At 73.1% G+C, this 17881-nt stretch carries 18 protein-coding genes and 1 pseudogene; 13 read left to right on the top strand and 6 right to left on the bottom strand.

Going from position 1 to position 17881, the window contains the following annotated elements; genetic code table 11:
* Positions 1 to 37: 37 nt before the first annotated feature.
* The 9 genes and pseudogenes from ureB to ACFY3L_RS24200 all read left to right on the top strand — a co-directional run.
* Positions 38 to 328: pseudogene (ureB, locus tag ACFY3L_RS24240) on the top strand (urease subunit beta); the annotation flags it as partial.
* A 108-nt stretch (positions 329 to 436) separates the two neighbouring features.
* Positions 437 to 2152: an urease subunit alpha gene (locus ACFY3L_RS24235; protein WP_389328113.1), complete on the top strand. Its 1716-nt coding sequence runs from the start codon at positions 437 to 439 to the stop codon at positions 2150 to 2152.
* Positions 2153 to 2184: 32 nt separating this feature from the next.
* On the top strand, positions 2185 to 2748 hold the full coding sequence (gene ureE / locus ACFY3L_RS24230; protein ID WP_389328110.1) for an urease accessory protein UreE: 564 nt from the start codon (positions 2185 to 2187) through the stop codon (positions 2746 to 2748).
* On the top strand, positions 2745 to 3452 hold the full coding sequence (locus ACFY3L_RS24225) for an urease accessory protein UreF (protein ID WP_389328107.1): 708 nt from the start codon (positions 2745 to 2747) through the stop codon (positions 3450 to 3452). The genes ureE and ACFY3L_RS24225 overlap by 4 nt, the downstream gene beginning before the upstream one ends.
* Before the next feature lie 45 nt (positions 3453 to 3497).
* The gene (gene ureG / locus ACFY3L_RS24220) at positions 3498 to 4124 is read left to right on the top strand and encodes an urease accessory protein UreG (protein ID WP_389328104.1); all 627 of its coding nucleotides are present in this window, start codon (positions 3498 to 3500) and stop codon (positions 4122 to 4124) included.
* Positions 4121 to 5038, top strand: coding sequence for an urease accessory protein UreD (locus ACFY3L_RS24215; protein WP_389328101.1), 918 nt, complete (start codon positions 4121 to 4123; stop codon positions 5036 to 5038). Before ureG ends, ACFY3L_RS24215 begins: the two co-directional genes overlap by 4 nt.
* 112 nt (positions 5039 to 5150) lie before the next feature.
* Positions 5151 to 6152: an urea transporter gene (yut, locus tag ACFY3L_RS24210; RefSeq protein WP_389328098.1), complete on the top strand. Its 1002-nt coding sequence runs from the start codon at positions 5151 to 5153 to the stop codon at positions 6150 to 6152.
* Between the two features lie 86 nt (positions 6153 to 6238).
* A complete protein-coding gene (locus ACFY3L_RS24205; protein ID WP_389328095.1) occupies positions 6239 to 7660 on the top strand; it encodes a Fic family protein in 1422 nt (473 codons plus the stop codon).
* 33 nt (positions 7661 to 7693) lie between these two features.
* Positions 7694 to 7939, top strand: a complete 246-nt coding sequence (locus tag ACFY3L_RS24200) for an acyl-CoA thioesterase (RefSeq protein ID WP_389328849.1) — start codon at positions 7694 to 7696, stop codon at positions 7937 to 7939.
* Here the strand turns inward: ACFY3L_RS24200 and ACFY3L_RS24195 are convergent.
* The 3 genes from ACFY3L_RS24195 to ACFY3L_RS24185 are packed head-to-tail and all read right to left on the bottom strand — an operon-like array spanning position 7928 to position 10560.
* Positions 7928 to 8971: a phosphotransferase family protein gene (locus ACFY3L_RS24195; protein WP_389328092.1), complete on the bottom strand. Its 1044-nt coding sequence runs from the start codon at positions 8969 to 8971 to the stop codon at positions 7928 to 7930. The two genes, ACFY3L_RS24200 and ACFY3L_RS24195, sit on opposite strands and share 12 nt — an antisense overlap.
* Entirely contained in the window at positions 8964 to 10151 is a 1188-nt protein-coding gene (locus tag ACFY3L_RS24190; protein ID WP_389328089.1) for an acyl-CoA dehydrogenase family protein, read from the bottom strand. The genes ACFY3L_RS24195 and ACFY3L_RS24190 overlap by 8 nt, the downstream gene beginning before the upstream one ends.
* Complete coding sequence (locus tag ACFY3L_RS24185; protein ID WP_389328086.1) at positions 10141 to 10560, bottom strand: SDR family NAD(P)-dependent oxidoreductase; 420 nt, start codon at positions 10558 to 10560, stop codon at positions 10141 to 10143. Before ACFY3L_RS24185 ends, ACFY3L_RS24190 begins: the two co-directional genes overlap by 11 nt.
* 61 nt (positions 10561 to 10621) lie before the next feature.
* Here ACFY3L_RS24185 and ACFY3L_RS24180 point away from each other — a divergent pair, with 61 nt between their 5' ends.
* From ACFY3L_RS24180 to ACFY3L_RS24170, 3 genes are all read left to right on the top strand, one after another.
* Positions 10622 to 11215: a TetR/AcrR family transcriptional regulator gene (locus ACFY3L_RS24180; protein WP_389328083.1), complete on the top strand. Its 594-nt coding sequence runs from the start codon at positions 10622 to 10624 to the stop codon at positions 11213 to 11215.
* A 165-nt stretch (positions 11216 to 11380) separates the two neighbouring features.
* A complete protein-coding gene (locus ACFY3L_RS24175) occupies positions 11381 to 11857 on the top strand; it encodes an SPW repeat protein (protein WP_389328080.1) in 477 nt (158 codons plus the stop codon).
* 230 nt (positions 11858 to 12087) lie between these two features.
* The gene (locus ACFY3L_RS24170; RefSeq protein WP_389328077.1) at positions 12088 to 12990 is read left to right on the top strand and encodes a DMT family transporter; all 903 of its coding nucleotides are present in this window, start codon (positions 12088 to 12090) and stop codon (positions 12988 to 12990) included.
* An 18-nt stretch (positions 12991 to 13008) separates the two neighbouring features.
* On the opposite strand, the gene ACFY3L_RS24165 is transcribed toward ACFY3L_RS24170, so the two are convergent.
* Genes ACFY3L_RS24165 through ACFY3L_RS24155 form a run of 3 tightly spaced genes read right to left on the bottom strand, consistent with a single transcriptional unit; the run spans position 13009 to position 17018 of the window.
* The gene (locus tag ACFY3L_RS24165; protein ID WP_389328074.1) at positions 13009 to 14898 is read right to left on the bottom strand and encodes a 1-deoxy-D-xylulose-5-phosphate synthase; all 1890 of its coding nucleotides are present in this window, start codon (positions 14896 to 14898) and stop codon (positions 13009 to 13011) included.
* A 26-nt stretch (positions 14899 to 14924) separates the two neighbouring features.
* The gene (locus ACFY3L_RS24160) at positions 14925 to 15833 is read right to left on the bottom strand and encodes a DMT family transporter (protein WP_389328071.1); all 909 of its coding nucleotides are present in this window, start codon (positions 15831 to 15833) and stop codon (positions 14925 to 14927) included.
* An 18-nt stretch (positions 15834 to 15851) separates the two neighbouring features.
* Entirely contained in the window at positions 15852 to 17018 is a 1167-nt protein-coding gene (locus tag ACFY3L_RS24155) for a glycosyltransferase (RefSeq protein ID WP_389328068.1), read from the bottom strand.
* Positions 17019 to 17126: 108 nt separating this feature from the next.
* Between ACFY3L_RS24155 and ACFY3L_RS24150 the strand changes: the two genes are divergently transcribed.
* Positions 17127 to 17879, top strand: coding sequence for an SDR family NAD(P)-dependent oxidoreductase (locus ACFY3L_RS24150; RefSeq protein ID WP_389328065.1), 753 nt, complete (start codon positions 17127 to 17129; stop codon positions 17877 to 17879).
* The last annotated feature ends 2 nt before the right edge of the window (positions 17880 to 17881 follow it).

Here is a 17881-nt window from a genome sequence, read left to right as displayed (position 1 = left end):
CGCACACGGTTCGCCGGTGTCGAAGGCGATCCGGCCGATCGGCGGCTATGTGCTCCGGGAGGAGCCGCTGGAGCTCAACGCCGGTCGGGAGACGGTGCAGGTCGAGGTGGCGAACACCGGGGACCGGCCGATCCAGGTGGGCTCGCACTTCCACTTCTTCGAGGCGAACCGGTCGCTGGCGTTCGACCGGCCGCAGACCTTCGGGATGCGGTTGAACATTCCGGCGACGACGGCGGTGCGGTTCGAGCCGGGTGACAGCCGCACGGTGGAGCTGGTGGCGTTCGGGGGCCGGCAGCGGGTGTACGGATTCAACGGCCTGGTCAACGGCTGGGCCGGAACCGGCCCGCAGCCCGGGTATCAGCCGCGGCGGACCGAGGCGGAGATGCTCGCCGAGTTCCGCGGCTTCCGGACCGGGCACCACCAGGAGGGGTAGCGCGTGGAGATCTCGCGGCAGCAGTACGCCGACCTGTTCGGCCCGACCGTCGGCGACCGGATCCGGCTGGCCGACACCGACCTGTACATCGAGATCGAGCAAGACCTCCGAGTGTTGGGCGACGAGGCGGTCTACGGCGGCGGGAAGACGCTGCGGGACGGCATGGGCAGCGACAACCAGCTCACGTCCGCCGGCGGTGCCCTGGACCTGGTCATCACGAACGTCACCGTCGTGGACGCCGTCCAGGGTGTCGTCAAGTGCGACGTCGGCATCAAGGACGGCCACATCGTCGGGCTGGGGAAGGCGGGCAATCCGTCCACGATGGACGGTGTGAGCCCGGATCTGGTGGTGGGCGCGGCGACCGACGCGATCTCCGGCGAGCACCTGATCCTGACCGCGGCGGGGATCGACTCGCACGTGCACTACATCTCGCCGCAGCAGGCGTACGCGGCGTTGAGCAACGGGGTGACGACGTTCTTCGGCGGCGGGATCGGCCCGACCGACGGGACGAACGGGACCACGATCACGTCCGGCGTGTGGAACCTGGAGATGATGCTCCGGGCGGTCGAGGAGCTCCCGGTCAACTACGGCTTCCTGGGCAAGGGCAACTGCGCCGGCCGAGCTCCGCTGGATGAGCAGCTGGCCGCCGGGGCCGCCGGGTTCAAGATCCACGAGGACTGGGGGTCGACGCCCGCGGTGATCCGTGCGGCGCTGGCCGCGGCGGACGACTTCGACGTCCAGGTGAGCATCCACACCGACACCCTGAACGAGTCGGGGTTCGTGCAGGACGCCATCGCCGCGTTCGAGGGCCGGACCATCCACACGTTCCACACCGAGGGTGCCGGTGGCGGGCACGCGCCGGACGTCATGGAGGTCGCCGGCGAGCTCAACGTGCTGCCGAGCTCGACGAACCCGACCCTGCCGTTCGGGGTGAACTCGCAGGCCGAGCTCTACGACATGATCATGGTGTGCCACAACCTGAACCCGAGGATCCCGTCGGACGTCGCGTTCGCCGAGTCGCGGGTACGGGCCGAGACGATCGCCGCCGAGAACGTGCTGCACGACCTCGGCGTCATTTCGATGATCTCCAGTGACTCGCAGGCGATGGGCCGGGTGGGGGAGACGTGGCTGCGCGCGGTGCAGACCGCTGACGCGATGAAACGGGCCCGGGGACCGCTGCCGGAGGACACCGGCGGCCACGACAACGCCCGCGTGCTGCGCTACGTGGCGAAGGTGACCATCAACCCGGCGATCACCCAGGGGGTGTCGCACGTGCTGGGCTCGGTCGAGCCGGGCAAGCTCGCCGACCTGGTGCTGTGGGAGCCGGCGTTCTTCGGCGCGAAACCGAAACTGGTCCTCAAGGGCGGGGCGATCAACTGGTCGCTGATGGGCGATCCGAACGCATCGCTGCCCACACCGCAGCCGGAGATCTACCGGCCGATGTTCGCCGCGCACGGCACGGCCCGGACCGAGACGTGCGTGACGTTCCTGTCCCGGGCCGGGTTCGAGGCCGGCGTTGCCGGTCGGCTCGGCCTGCGCCGGCAGGTCATGCCGGTGTACGGCACCCGGACGCTCACGAAGCGGGACATGATCCGCAACGGCGGCACCCCGCGCATCGAGGTGAACCCGGAAACGTTCGCGGTCACCGTCGACGGCGAACATGCCACGGTCGCGCCGACGTCGTCGGTCGCCCTCGGCCAGCTGTACTTCTTCAGCTGACGTCCGACTTCATCGATGCAGAGGAGTGCAGGTTGTTGATCGAGTCCCTGCAGGGCAATCTCGACGACGCCCGCTGGCAGGGGAGCGGTGCGCCGGCCTGGATCGACGAGCTGGTGCTGGACCAGTGGCAGGCCCAGAAGAACCGGCTGCGTGCCACCACCCGCGACGGCACGGACGTGGCCCTGTCGCTGCCGCGCGGCACCCGGCTCCGCGACGGTGACGTGCTGTGGTCCGACCCCGCCGGATCGTCCGTCATCGTCGCCCGGCCGCTGCTCGGCGAGGTCATGGTCGTCGATCTGCCCAGGCCCGGCCCCGGCAGCACCGACACCGGGATCCAGGCCGCCGTCCGGGCCGCGGTCGAGCTCGGGCACGCCCTGGGCAACCAGCACTGGCCCGCAGTGGTCAAAGAGGGACAGCTGTTCGTCCCGGTGACCCTGGACCGCACCGTGATGGACTCGGTGATGCGCACCCACCGGTTCACGATGATCAGCTACCGGTTCGTGCCAGGCGCCGAGGTCATCCCGTACCTGGCGCCGCACGAAGCCCGCCGGCTGTTCGGCGCGGTCGAGCAGCACACGCACCACCCGGTGCGGTGACCGCCGCACCCGAGGTCTGCGACGTCGCCGCGCTGATCTGCGCGGTACAGCTGGGTGACTCGCTGTTCCCGGTCGGCGCGTTCGCGTTCTCCGCCGGCCTGGAGACCGCCGTCGAACTCGGTGTCGTCCACGACGCCGGCACGCTGACCCGGTTCGCGCGGGGGATCACCCACCAGGGTGCCGGCGGTGACGGCGTCGCGCTGCTCATCGCCCACCGCGCCGCCGTCCGCGGCGACCCGGCCGGGATCCGCGCCGCGGACGACGCGGTGTACAGCAGGAAGACCAACGAGGAGCCACGGGTGCAAAGCGTGCGGATGGGCGGAAAGCTCGCCGACGCCGGAGCGGTCCTCACCGACGTGCCGCTGCTGCACGAATGGCGGGCCGCGATCGGTGCCGGTGACACCCCCGGCACGTTCCCCGTCGGGCTCGGGCTGCTGTGCGCGTGTCTCGGCGTGCCCGAACAGGCCGCGTTCGCGGTGCACCAGCACGGCACGGCGGCCATGCTCACCGGCGCCGCGCTGCGCCTCATGCGCCTCGACCATCTCACGGCGCAGCAGGTGCTGCGGGAGCTCAACCAGCACGCCGCCGCCGACTATCAACGCGTACGCGAGCTGGCCCTGACCGACATGTCGTCGTTCACGCCGCACCTGGACATCCTGACCGCCGCGCACACCCGCGCACACGTCCGGATGTTCATGAGCTGACCGGCCGGCACCGCACCCACCACTCACATCCATCGAGGGGGAACCGTGAAGAAGATCAGCCGGATCGGCATCGGGGGACCGGTCGGCAGCGGCAAGACCGCCATCATCGAAGCCATCGTCCCGTACCTCGTCCGGCACGGCCTCAAAATCCTCGTCGTCACCAACGACATCGTCACCACCGAGGACGCCAAACACGTCCGCCGTGCCCTCACCGGCGTCCTCGTCGAAGACCGGATCATCGGCGTGGAGACCGGCGCCTGCCCGCACACCGCAGTCCGGGAAGACCCTTCGATGAACCTGGCCGCGGTCGAGGACATGGAAGGCCGGTTCCCCGACACCGACGTCGTGCTCATCGAAAGCGGCGGCGACAACCTCACCCTCACCTTCAGCCCCGCCCTCGTCGACTTCTTCATCTACGTCATCGACGTCGCCGCCGGAGACAAGATCCCGCGCAAGAACGGCCCGGGCATCAGCCGCTCCGACATCCTGGTGATCAACAAGACCGACCTCGCCCCGCACGTCGACGCCGACCTCGACGTCATGGCCCGCGACGCCGCCGCCCTCCGTGGCGACAAACCCGTGATCTTCACCAACTGCCGCGCCGGCACCGGCATCGACGAACTCGTCGCCCGCATCAGGGACGACGCCCTCTTCGACCTCGCCATGACGTGACCACCCCGACGACCATCCCGCCGGAGCTCGCGCCGTTTCAGGACCAGCCGGCCCAACTCCCGGCAGGGACCACCGGCAAGCACGGCATCCTGCGCCTGCGGCTGCAACCACGCCGCGGCCGCACCGAACTCGTCGAGCTCTACCGGCAGACGCCGCTGCTCGTCCAGCAGGCCCTGCACTACGACGAGACCCTGCCCGACTGCGCCTGCATCGTCGTGGTCACCACCGGCGGTGGCGTCGTGCAGGGCGACCGCTACGACATCGACATCCGCCTCGACGACCACGCCCGCACGCACCTCACCACCCAATCGGCCACCAAGCTGCAGCAGATGGACGCCAACCACGCCAGCCAGCGGCAGGCGTTCACCCTCGGCGAGCACGCCTACCTCGAGTACCTCCCCGAACCGGTCATCCCGTACCGCGGCAGCCGCTTCCACGGCCACACCACCGTCGTGCTCCCGCCGACCGCCACCGCCCTGATCGCCGAGATCGTGCTGCCCGGCCGGACCCACCACCACGCCGCCGAACACTTCGGCTACGACCTGCTGTCCCTCACTGTCGACGCCGCGCGACCCGACGGCCGCCGGCTCTGCGGCGAGAAGTTCGTCATCGCACCGGGCCAGTGGCACCCCGGCCACCCGGCCGGGATGCACGACTACTCGGTGCTCGGCTCCGTCTGGGTGCTCACCCCACCCGCCACGGCGGAGCAGATCATGCCGCACCTCACCGCCGGCACGGACCCCGCGGCGGGTTGGGCGGCCGGCGCCGCACTCCTGCCCAACCACGCGGGCCTGGGCTACCGCATCCTCAGCCGCGACACCGACGCCGCCAGACGACTCGTCCGCACCTGCTGGGACGCCACCCGGCGCGCCGTCACCGGCCGGCCCGCGCCGCCACCGTTCGCCTGGCGATGACCCGGCACCACCACCGCCGCTCCGCGGCGCGAGCGACCCGCTGACAGTCGGAAGGACCGCCACGATGCCCGCCTCCACCCGATGGCACACAGCCGTGGAGCACCGTCCCGCCGTGCGGTTCCTCGACACGGTGCTCCGCGGCGCCGGCCAGGTCTTCCTGCAGGACCATCCCACCACCGGCCTGCTGTTCCTGATCGCGATCGGCTGGGCCGCCGTCACCGGCCGCCACCTCGACGTGCTCGCCGGCGCCGTGACCGGCCTGATCGTCGGCACCCTCGCCGCCGCGCTGCTCAGAGTGCCGGACGCATCGATACGGCAGGGTCTCTACGGGTTCAACGCCCTCCTCACCGGCATCGCCCTCGCGACGTTCCTGCCCAACACCCCGCACCTGTGGGTGCTGCTCGTCATCGGCACCGCCGTCACCACCGTCGTCACCCTCGCCATCGGCAACATCGCCAAAGCCTGGGGCGTGCCACCCCTGACCGCCCCCTTCGTCCTCACCACCTGGCTGCTGCTCCTCGCGGCCTACCAGTTCCACCACGTCGACGCCACCCACCTCGGGCCTGCCTCACTCCCGGCCCCCATCCCCGCCGGCGCCGCCCACGCCGAGCTGTCCACCACATCGTTCGTCACCGCGATCCTGCGCGGCGTCAGCCAGGTCTTCCTCCTGGACAACTGGGTCAGCGGCCTGATCATCCTCGCCGGACTCGCCGCCAGCAGCGTCTGGGCCGCGCTCTACGCGCTCGGCGGCAGTCTCATCGCCACGATCACCGCACTCTGGCTGGGCGCCAACGCCGACAGCACCCTGAAGGGTCTCTACGGCTTCAGCGCCGTGCTCACCGCCGTCGCCCTCGGCACCGTCTTCTACCCCACCGTCATCCGCACGGCGGTCTACACGCTGTTCGCCATCCTCTTCACCACCGCCGTCCAAGCCGCACTGAACACCTGGCTCCAACCCGTCGGCATCGCCACCCTCACCGCCCCCTTCGTCCTGACCACCTGGCTGTTCCTCATTCCACGGGAAGACCGCAAACCCGTCATCGCCCAGACCCGGCTCACCGACCGGCTCCTCAGCCGGCAACCGAGCGAGCCACAACTCCCACCGATGGCATGACCCGCCGCGGCATCGCCACCCGCGCGGCGGCACGGGCGTCCGCACGGGGCATCCTCCTGGCGGGTGCCGTGGCACGATGACGGGCGATGACGATCGAGCCTGCCGGCCCGCCGCTGCGGATCGAGACCCTGACCTGGACGGACGTCGACCCCGACCGGCACCCGTTCGACCCGGACACCGTGCTCGACGTGGTGCGCGCGGTGGCGCCGGCAGGCGGTGTGCCGGCGCCGTACCGGTACCGCCCCGGCCGTGGCTTCGATCGCGCCGCGGACGAGGCGCGCGGGGAGTGGCAGCGGGCGATGAACGTCGCCCTCGTCGGGCACTACGGGTCCTGGGCCTGTGGCTGGACTGCTCAGATGGGCGGTCACACGGCCGACGGTGCGCTGATCCTGCGGTGGAGCGGTGCCCGGGACTCGATCACGACGCCGGAGGAGACGCTCCGCGCCGTCGCCGGGGCGCTGCTGGACTGGCGGATGTTTCTGGAAGACCTGGCCGAGATCTTCGCGGGGCACCTGCCGCTGCCGGTCGAGCCCCGCGCGGCGTTCGCTGCCTGGGAGGCCACGGCCGCCAGCCTGGTCGCGACGGTGGCGGCGCGGTCCGTTGCGGACGAGCACTGGTACCCCGTCTGCATCCTGGCCCTGAAGTGGTTCCTCGCCGTCGCCGAGGTGCCGGGCGAGGGGCACGACGCGCTCGTCGACACCGCGATCGGCGGGCGGTTCTGGAGCTTCGTCTCCCCGCTGGGCGCGGAGGTGACCGACGTGGCGGAGTCCCTGGCGGCGGCGCTCACCGGCATCACGCCGCCACCGGACGACGCGTGGCCTGACACCTGGCCGCAGGACTGGCCGAGCCGGCGCAGCACCGAGCTGCCCACCGCCGCGCGGGCGCCGCGGGCCGAGCCGACGGCGGTGGTTCACGACTTCCTCGCGAGCTGGCGACAGGTCCGGCAGGCGGCCCGGTGGGAGGACGCCGCCGGGCACGTCTCCGGGCCGGCGCGCACCGCACGTGACGGCGTCGCCGAGCACCTCGCGCGACGGAGGTACGGCGCCGGCCGTGCCCTTGCCGCGCTGCAGCTGGTGCGCGCGGACGCGGCCGAGGGCGGGCCGCTCACGTTCGCGCGCCTCGCGGCGTGGCAGCGGGAGGTGCTGGGCGTGGACAAGGCACCGTTCCGCACGACGGCCGCCTGGGCGAGGGCCGGCAGGGAGCTGTACGCGTACCACGACGACCTACCGGCGGCGTTCGAGGCGTGCCTCGCCGAGGCCACCGACCCCGCGGTACCGCTGCCGTCGCGGGCCGCGCGGGTCTACCTCGACGTGCTGTTCTTCCACCCGTTCGCCGACGGCAACGCGCGGTCGGCGGCGCTCGCGCTGTACTTCGTGCTCGCCCGCGAAGGTGTGGTGCTGGACCGGGCCGCGCCGCTGCTGATGACCCGCTGGCCGGCGTCCGACCCCCGCGGCGCCGAAGGAGTGGCCGGATTCGTCGCCTCGCTCATCGAGCAGACCCGCCGATGACGATCGACCAGCGCCGCTACGGCCGGCTTCGTCATCGCCCGGCTGGAGTGCGACTTCCGCATCCCGGTCGCGCTCTCCGACGACGCGCTCGACGTGGGGCTGACCGTCGAGAAGGTGGGCCGGACCTCGATCCAGGCCACCTACCGGCTGCGCCGGACCGAGGACGCGGCCGAGGCGGCGATCACCCGTCAGGTGCTGGTGCTGATGGAGAACGGGGCGCCGCGCCCGGCCGGCGATGTCGAACGCACGTGGCTGCTGCAGTGCGGCTCAGACGCCTGACTCGTCCAGCCGGCGCAGGCCGCGGGCCACGAGCACCGGCACCGCGTCACCGACGTCGTCGTAGCCGGCGGTGACCGTCTTCCCGCCGAGGAACCGTGCGTGCACGCCCTCCAGGATCACCGCCAGCTTCATCGAGGCCAGCGCCAGGTGGAACGGCAGCGTCGTCAGGTCGCGACCGGTCAGGCGGGCGTACCGCTCGGCCAGCTCGTGGGTCCGCGGGAAGCCCTCGTGCGCTGTCACCCCGGCGGCCACCGGGATCAGGCCGCGTTCGTCGTCGCCGGGGTCGTGCCAGTAGGACAGCGCCACGCCGAGGTCGGCGAGCGGATCACCCAGGGTGCACAGCTCCCAGTCCAGCACGGCGGTGATCCGCGCCGGTCCGGTCAGGTCGACGACCGTGTTGTCGAGCCGGTAGTCGCCGTGCACCAGCGCCGAACCGGTCTGCGCCGGCAGCCGCTCCGCGAGCCGGGCCAGCAGGCGGTCCATGTCCGGCAGGTCACGGGTCCGCGACTTCTCCCACTGCCCGCCCCAGCGGCGCAGCTGGCGTGCCGCGTACCCGTCCGGCCGCCCGTAGTCGGCCAGCCCCACCGCCGCCGGTTCGATCGCGTGCAGGTCGGCGAGCGTGGTGATCAGCCGGTCGGCCAGCTCGGACCGCAGTGCGGGGGGCAGCTCCGCGGTGTCCGCGGCGGTGCGCAGCACCCGCCCCCGCGCCTCGGTCATGACGTAGAACGGGCGGCCGAGGACCTCCTCGTCGGTGCACAGCGCCAGCGTCTGCGGCACCGGCACGGCCGTGCCGCCCAGTGCGGTGAGGACGCGGTGCTCGCGGCGCATGTCGTGCGCGCTCGGCAGCACCTCGCCCAGCGGTGGCCGGCGCAGGATCACCGCCTCGCCGCCGGCGGGCACGATCCGGTACGTGATGTTCGACAGCCCGCCGGAGATGAGCTCGGCGTCCCAGTCGCCCGTGAAGCGCTCCGGCAGGTGCTCGCGCAGCCACGGCCCGATCCGGTCGGACGGCAGTCCTGGAAGCTCAGGCATCGGCGGTCCTCTGGTGCTCGGCGCGCCGCACGACCCGGCGGGCGATGGACATGCGGTGCACCTCGGAGGCGCCGTCGTAGATGCGGAACGCGCGGATGTCGGCGTAGATGCGCCCGATGACGAGCTCGTCCGAGGTGCCCATCCCGCCGGCCAGCTGCACCGCGCGGTCGACCACCCGGCAGGCCGCCTCGCTGATGAAGACCTTGGCGCGCGACGACTCCTCGGTGCCGCGGGCGCCCTCGGCGATCTGCCAGCAGGCGTGCCACAGCAGGGCCCGCGCCGCGGCGAGGTCGATCTCGTTGTCGGCGATGAGCTGCTGTGCCATCCCGTGACTGGCCAGCGGGGCGCCGAACAGCTCCCGGCCGAGTGCCCGGTCCAGGGCGATCCCGTGCGCCCGGCGGGCGGCGCCGAGCCAGCGCATGCAATGGGTCAGCCGGGCCGGGGCGAGCCGGACCTGGGCGTACCGGAACCCCTGTCCCGGCTCCCCGAGCACCGCCTCGTCCGGGACGAACGCGCCCTCGAACGTCACCTGGCAGTGGCCGCCGGGCATGGTGGCGTCCAGGGTCCGCGCGTGGGCGCCCACCGTCATGCCCGGGTTGTCCGCGTCGACGAGGAACATGCTCGCGCCGTCGCGGTCGTCGTGCCGGGCCATGACGATGGCGAAGGCCGCGCCGTCCGCGCCGGTGATCAGGTGCTTGTGACCGGTGATGCGCCAGCCGCCGGGCGCGCGGGTGGCGGTGGTGCGCAGCGCGGCCGGGTCCGAGCCCGCGCCCGGTGGCGGCTCGGTCATCGCGAAGCAGGACCGGATGTCACCGGCGGCCAGCGGCCGGAGGTACGCCTCGCGCTGATCGCCGGTGGCCACCGCGTCGAGCAGGTGGATGTTGCCCTCGTCGGGTGCCGCGCAGTTCAGCGCGAGCGGGCCGAGCAGGCTGGTGCCGGCCTCCTCGAGCAGCACCGCGGCCTCGTCGAAGCGGAACCCGCCGCCGCCCAGCTCGGTGCTCGCCTGTGGCGCCCATACGCCGGCCTCGCGCGCGGCCTGCTGCAACTCGGCGCGCAGCGCGTCGGTGACTCCGCCCGCGAACGCGTCCTGCTCGCGGGGGATCACCTCGTCGCGGACGAACGCGGCGATCCGGTCCCGCCACTCGGCGGTCCGCTCGCTCAGCGAAAAGTCAAAGCTCATGGCCCCTCCCGTCGCACGCCCGCCACAGCTGCGGCCCAGGCCTGGTCATCAGGATGTCCGGAACGACGGCGGTGCGCGACAGGCGGCACACGCCGGTCACCAGCTCGGCGACGTCCTCGGCCCGGATCATCGCGGCCGGGTCGAGGCGGTCGTGCACCCACGCCGTCATGTCGGTGTCGACGTATCCGGGCGAGATCGCCGTCGCCGTCACGCCCTGACCGCCCTCGCTCACCGTGACCGACTCGCAGAACGAGATCAGGGCGGCCTTGCTGGCACGGTAAGCGGCCAGCTCCGGCTCCGCCACGACACCGGTGAGCGCGAAGCCGTCGGCGGCGAGCCGGCGCGCCACCGCGAGCCCGATCCCGCGCGAGGCCCCGGTCACCAGCGCCGTCCGCTTGCTAACCATCATTAGCGCAGTTTAGGTATGCTGGTGCGACCGAAGTCAAGCGATAGTGACGAGTAGGCTAACGATGATTAGCGAGCCGGGCCTGGAGGTGGCGGAGATCCGCCGTGCCGCGCTGCGCCTCTTCGCCGAGCGCGGCTACCGCGCCACCACCATGGCCGACGTCGGCGCCGCGGTCGGTGTCCGCGGGCCGAGCCTCTACCGGCACGTCAAGTCCAAACAAGACCTCCTGGCCGCCGTCATGGTCGAGACCATGGAGGCGCTGCTGGACGCGCAGCGCGCCGCCGCCGGTGCCGGGGGCGACCCGGTCCTGCGGCTGCGCCGGATGGTCGAGGCCCACGTCCGCTACCACGCCGGCCACCGTGACCAGGCCTTCGTCGGAAACCGCGAGATCGGCAACCTGGACCAGCCGGCCCGCGACCAGATCCTTGCCATGCGGGCGACGTACGAGCGCACCCTGCGCGGCGTGATCGAGGAGGGGTGCGACGCGGGCGTCTTCGCCGTCGAGCACCCGCGGCTGGCGTCCTACTCGATCCTCGACATGGGCATCGGTGTGGCGGCATGGTTCCGCCCGGACGGCCCGCACAGCGTGGAGCAGGTCGCCTACACCTACGCGGACCAGGCCATCCGCATGCTCTCGGCGGCACGCCCGGAATCATGACCCCGCGAGGTGGCCGGCCGACGTCAGGCGGACAGCACGCAAGGCGCCTGGATCACCCGTTTTACCGCTCGAAGGTGGGCGGATCGATGTGCATTCGGATGGGCGAAGGGTAGCTGGAACGGTAGACGGCGCAGATGAGCTTCAGTGAGCTTCAGGAGGTGCGTCATGTCGGAGGCATCGAACTACCGGACGTTCTCGGAGCATCCGGACGTCGCCGAGATGCGCGAGCGCTACGAGCGAGTCACCGCCAGCAGCGGGGCGATCGTCATCGACGGCCTCGTGCTGCTGACAGGCGCCTGGCTGGCGATCTCCCCATGGATCGTGCACTTCAACGCGTCCGCGCCCAGCGTGATGATCAACAACCTGATCCTGGGGGTCATGGTGAGTGTGATCGGGCTCGGCCTGACCTGGTCGCCGGCGCGGATGTACCGGCTGAGCTGGGCGATGGCGGCGATCGGTGTCTGGGTCATCATCGCGCCGTTCGTGACCATGCAGTGGAACGCCGGCGTCGTCTGGAACAACGTGGTGACCGGTGCCGTGACGCTGCTGCTCGGTCTGGCCGCGGTGGGCATGCTCTTCACGTCGGGTCGGACCGGAAGCCGTTCGGGAGGCAGATCGTCGATGTCGGAGCGCCAGCGCTGAGCTCCGGCAATCACCCAGCGGTGGCGACGGCCCGGTCCGTGTCGCGAGTAGCGTGATGCGTGGTGGCAGCCGGTGGCGCTCGTCGCGGTTCAGGCGTCACCTCCGCATCCCCGGGCACCATCCCGGGCTCCGTCTGACGCATCGAGCCCGGTTCGACGACGCGAGGAGGAACGACGGGTATGACAGCGGCACCGGATGTCCGGCACCGCGCCGTCGGATAGCTCGCGGCGATGATCTACGTCCTGGCGGTGTGCGCCGCGGCGCTGAGCGGCGTCGGCAACGCCATCCAGCAGCGCGCGGCGGTGCGTGCACCGGCCGGAAGCACCCTGCACTGGCGGCTGCTGGGGTACCTGCTCCGGCAGCGGCTGTGGCTGACCGGTCTCGCGGTCGCCGTGGCCGGCAACATCATGACCGGGGTGTCGCTGGGCCTCGGCACCGTCACGCTGGTGGAGCCGCTGACGGTCACGTCGCTGCTGTTCGCACTGCCGGTCGCGGCGATCTGGAGCCGGTACCGGCTCGGCCCCCGTGAGTGGATCGGCGCGCTCGCCGTCGTCCTCGGCCTGGCCGCCTTCCTGCTGGCCGGCCAGCCGGAGCCGGGTCAACGGGCGGATGCCCCGCTGTGGCAATGGGGGCTCGCCGCCGGGGCGATCGGGTCGATCACCTGGGGGCTGGTCCACGCGGCCCGGCGGATGCGGCCACAGCACGAGGCGTCGGTGCTCGGCATCGGTGCCGGGATGCTGTTCGGGCTCCAGGCGGCATTGACCAGCACCGCCGCGCACCGGCTGTTCGACGCCGGGTTGCCGGCGGTGCTGAAGTCCTGGACGCCGTACGCGGTCGTGGCGGTCGCCGCCGTCGGCATACTGCTGGCCCAGAGTGCGTACAAACTGGCGCCGCTGTCGGTCTCCTATCCGGCGGTGACCGCCGCGGAGCCGCTGGCCGGGGTCGCCATCGGGGTCGGTGTGCTCGGCGGCGCGTTGCGGATCGGGCCGCTGGTGATCGTCGTGCAGGTCCTCGCGCTGGCGGTGATGATCGCCGGCATCTACGCGGTGGCCGCTTCGCGGCTGGTCGAGGCGCACCACCACCATCGGCTTCACCCTCCCCATCTGCATGCCGGGTCCGGTCCACACCGCTGAGCGGAGAGGCCCGGTCCGTCACCGCTGGGCCGGGTGCCTCCGGAGCGGGCCGTGGTCCGTCCCGTGCGTGTCCGCCAAGCCGTCGAAGACCGCGGCGGCGATCCCCGCCGGGTCGAGTCCGTAGCGGCCGAGCAGTTCGTCGCGGCCGCCGTGCGGCACGAACCTGGTCGGCAGCCCGACGGTGCGCACCGGCGTGGTCACGTCGCGCCGGGACAGGTACTGCGCGAGCGCCGCGCCCACCCCGCCCGAACGTACGCCGTCCTCGACGGTGACCACCAGGCGATGCGCGCGGGCCAGGGCGGCCAGTGCGGGGTTGACCGGGCGCACCCAGCGCGGGTCGACCACGGTGCACTCCTCACCCGTGGCGGCCACCAGGTCGGCCGCCGCCGTCGCGGCGGTGGCCAGCCCGCCGACCGACACCAGGAGAGTGCCCGCCCGGCGGGGTGCGCGGAGCAGATCCAGGCCCTCGATCCGCGCCACCGGCGCCACGTCGGCGGCCACGTCGGCCTTCGGGAACCGCACGACGGTCGGGCCGGGGTGCGACACCGCCTCGCGCAGCGCCCGGCGCAGCGTCGTCGCGTCGCGCGGCGCGGCGATCCTCAGGCCGGGGACGACGCCGAGCATGGCGAGGTCCCACATCCCGTGGTGGCTGGGGCCGTCCGGACCGGTGATGCCGGCGCGGTCGAGGACGAACGTGACCGGGAGGCGGTGCAGCGCCACGTCGTGGAGCACCTGGTCGAACGCGCGACCGAGGAACGTGGCGTAGATCGCCACGACCGGGTGCTTGCCGCCGAGCGCGAGTCCGGCGGCGGCGGTGACCGCGTGCTGCTCGGCGATTCCCACGTCGACCACCCGGTCCGGGAACACCCGGCCGAGGGCGGTCAGCCCGGTCGGTCCGGTCATGGCCGCCGACATCGCGACCAGGTCGGCACGCTCGGTGGCGAGCTCCAGCAGTTCGTCAGAGAACACGTCCGTCCAGGTGCGTGCGGGCGGCCTGGCCGGGCGCCCGGTCGCCGGGTCGCTCACCGGCACGGTGTGCATCCGGTCGGCCTCGTCGGCCTCGGCGGGCGGATACCCCAGGCCCTTGCGGGTCACGCAGTGCACCACGACCGTCCGGCCGCACGCCCGGGCCTGGTCGAGCGCCGCGTCGAGTGCGGCCGGGTCGTGGCCGTCGACGGGACCGATGTAGGCCAGGCCGAGCGCCCCGAACAGGTCGCCGCCGCCCCGTTCGCCGCCCCGGTCGCCGCCCCGTTCGCCGCGCCGGAGCCGTTCGAGGTGTGCGGCCACGCCGCCGATGGTGGGCGCGTAGGACCGGCCGTTGTCGTTGAGCAGGATCACGACCCGGCCGGGCGATGCCGCCAGGTTGTTGAGCGCCTCCCACGCCAGCCCGCCGGTGAGCGCACCGTCGCCGACCACCGCGACGACCGCCCGGTCGGCGCCGTCGAGCGCGTAGGCGCGGGACAGGCCTTCGGCGTACGCCAGGGCGGTGGAGGCGTGCGAGTTCTCGACGATGTCGTGCGGCGACTCCGCCCGGTTGGGGTAGCCGGATGGCCCGCCGGAACTGCGCAGGAAGCCGAACCGGTCCCGGCGTCCGGTGAGGATCTTGTGGGTGTACGCCTGGTGGCCGGTGTCGAAGATGATCCGGTCGTGTGGTGACCGGAATGCCCGGTGGACGGCGATGGTCAGCTCCACCGCGCCGAGATTCGGGCCCAGGTGGCCGCCGGTGCGGGACACGGAGTGCACCAGGAAGGCGCGGATCTCCGCCGCCAGCTGGACGAGCTCCGCATGGCCGAGCGCCCGGAGGTCCTCCGGGCCCGTGATCAGATCGAGCAGCGGCGTCGCGGTGTCCGGGGACGCGGCACCCGACGCGGGACCGGAATGATCCGGCGATTCTCCAGAGTCGATCACAGCGCATCGTCCTTCCTGTGGGAGCGTCAGCTCGGGTCCGGTCCGCGCTGCGGTGCCGGGCCGGCGTGTCCGTCCGCCGCCTGCTGATGGTGGCGATCCGACTGGGTGGTGGCGGCCATCCAGATGCCACCGAGCATGGCGAGCACGGCGACCACCTGGATCGCGAGCCGCGGCCCGTCGGTGGCGATCTGCTCGTGGAACGCGGTGACCCCGATCGCGACACCGACGGCGGGGTCGGCGATGGTGATCGCCATGAGCGGCACGGCGATCCGCGAGCTCTGGAAGGCGTTCTGGTTGAGCAGCACCGCGCCGAGCCCGACGACGACGAGCGCGTAGGTCTGCCCGCGGGTGAGGACGGAGACCGGATCCGTGGTCAGCTGTTCGGTCAGCGCCTTGAGCAGCGAGGCGGCGGTGCCGTAGAGCACGCCGCTGGCGACGCCGAGCAGCACGGCCCGCAGGCCGTTGGGGGCCCACCACGCGGCGGCCAGGCACACCCCGAGCAGCGGCCCGGCCCACAGCGCGACACCGATCCAGTCCTTCACCGACGGCTCGGCGATGCCGGGGCGGGGATCGGCGGCGATCAGGAACGCGGCCAGGCTGGCGCCGCCGAGCGCCACCACGGCGTAGTCGCGCGTGTGGACGGGCCGCCGGTTGAGGGCCGCCGCCAGCGGTATCGCCAGGAACAGGCCGGTGATCAGCAGCGGCTCGACGAGGATGAGCGGCCCGAAGGTGAGTGCCACGGCCTGCAGCGCGGTGCCGATGCCCTCGGGCACCCAGGCCAGCAGCCACCTGGGTCGCCGCACCAGCCGCAGCAGCAGTCGCGGGTCGCCCGGTGGCGCCCGCTCCTCCTGCTTGGCCTCACTCTGCTCGAGCGCGGCCCCGACGGCGAACGCGGCGGCCGAGGCCAGCGCCGTGACGACCGCGATGACGGTCATGGCGCCCGCCCACGGCGCTCACCGGGGGCCGGCATCGGCACCCGCGAGCGTCAGCCGTCCGCCGGCGGCGATCCCGGCGATCCCGGCCGCCGGATCCATGGCGAACAGCGCCATCCCGGCGGCACGGGTTCGCCGGCCCGCCTCGCCACCGGCGGCGTCGGCGAGCGCCCGGCCGAGCTCGTCCGGGCTGCGCACCAGCGTGGTCACCCCGGCCGCGGCCATGGTGGCCGCGCTCGCCCTGCCGTGGCCGGGCAGCGGCCGGTACGTGAGCACGGGCAGCCCGCAGGCCATCGCCTCCAGCGCGGTGAGCCCGCCGCCGTTCTCCACGAGCACATCGGCGGCGCGCAGCAGCTCCGGCATGTCGTCCACCCAGCCGAGGACGGGCCCGGTCCCGGCCCGCGCCATCCGTCGCCGCAGCACCGCGTTGTGCCCGCAGACGGTGACCGGGACGGCGGCGCCGGTGGCCGCGATCTCGGCGGCCGTCGCGGCGACCTCACCGACCCCCCACGCGCCGGCGACGAGCAGCGCGATCCGGGCGTCCGGCGGCAGGCCGAACCGCTCCCGGGCCCGCCGCCGCTGCGCCGCCGACGCCGGGCGGCACCGGGGTGACACCACCCGGCCGGCCACCCGGACGTCGCCCGCCGCGTGGGCGAGCGCCTGGACCCGGCTGGTCTCGTGCGCCACGAAGTGGGCGTCGACGCCGGGGGAGAGCCAGATCGGGTGCGCGGCGAAGTCGGTCAGGTAGGTGATCACCGGCGCGGTGAGGGGCCCGTCGCGGCGCAGCGGGCCGAGCAGCTGGCTGGCGATCGGGTAGGTCGACACGACCGCGGCGGCGTCAGTGGGCAGCGCCCGGAGCATCCGGGAACGCGCCGGGCGCAGCAGGGCGCGGGTGACCGGTCCGGCACCCCGGAACCGGCAGGCGACCGCGAACAGGCCGTCGTAGATCCACGGCAGCCGCAGCAGCAGGCCGTGGTACGTGCCGCGCAGCAGCCGCCCGAGCCGCCACGGCAGGACGTCGGTGAGGTCCAGGCAGTCGACCTGGAAGCCCAGCGCACGCAGCCGGGCCGCCAGCTCGCGGGTGGTGCCGTCGTGCCCGGCGCCGACGCTGGCGGAGATCACCACGATGCGGCGGTGCGGGTCCGCACGGACCGGACCAGACTCGGTGGTTGACACGGTGGTTGACACGGGAGGCGATCTACCGCGAAACCGTGCGGTTCTAACCCGCCGGGCCTGCCGGGCAGCAGCCGGAATGCGGCCGGACGCGCGGCCCGGGGCCGGAAGAAGGGAGATCCGATGCGGATCGCGGGCCGGGTCGCGCTCGTCACCGGTGCCTCGTCGGGGATCGGCTGGGCGGCGTCGCTGCGGCTCGCCGCCGCGGGCGCCCGGCTCGTCCTGCACGGCCGGGACCGGCAGCGGCTGTCGGTGCTGGCCAGCCGCACGGGCGGGCTGCCGGTGCCGGGCGACCTCGCCGAGCCGGAGGAGGCCGACCGGCTGGCCGCGGCGGCGCAGCGGCTGGCCGGCGGGGTGGACATCCTCGTCAACAACGCCGGCGTGGGCTGGGCCGGGCCGTTCGACGCGATGGCGCCGTCCGACATCGAGCGGCTGGTCGCGGTCAACCTGGTCGCGCCGCTGCGCCTCACCCGGGCGCTGCTGCCGGCGATGTGCGCCCGCCGGGACGGGTGCGTGATGTTCGTGACGTCGATCGCCGGCCGGACGGGCGTGGCCGGCGAGGCGGTCTACGCGGCGACCAAGGCCGGTCTCGACACCTTCGCCGAGAGCCTGCGGCTGGAGACGCGGGGCTCGGGCGTCGGGGTCGGCGTGCTGGTGCCAGGGGTCGTCCAGACCGAGTTCTTCCAGCGCCGGGGGCGGCCGTACGAGCGGCGCAGCCCCCGGCCGCTGCCCGTGGACCGGGTCGCGGACCTGCTGGTCCAGGCGATCGCGACCGGCAGCGCCGAGCGTTACGCGCCGGGCTGGTTGCGGCTGCCGGTCGCGGTGCGTGGGGCGGCCCCCGGCCTGTACCGGCGGCTGGCCGCCCGGTTCGGCTGACG

It is taken from the genome of Dactylosporangium sp. NPDC000521 (assembly GCF_042898305.1).
Lineage (GTDB): Bacteria > Actinomycetota > Actinomycetes > Mycobacteriales > Micromonosporaceae > Dactylosporangium.
This window is presented reverse-complemented; position numbering and strand designations above follow the sequence as displayed.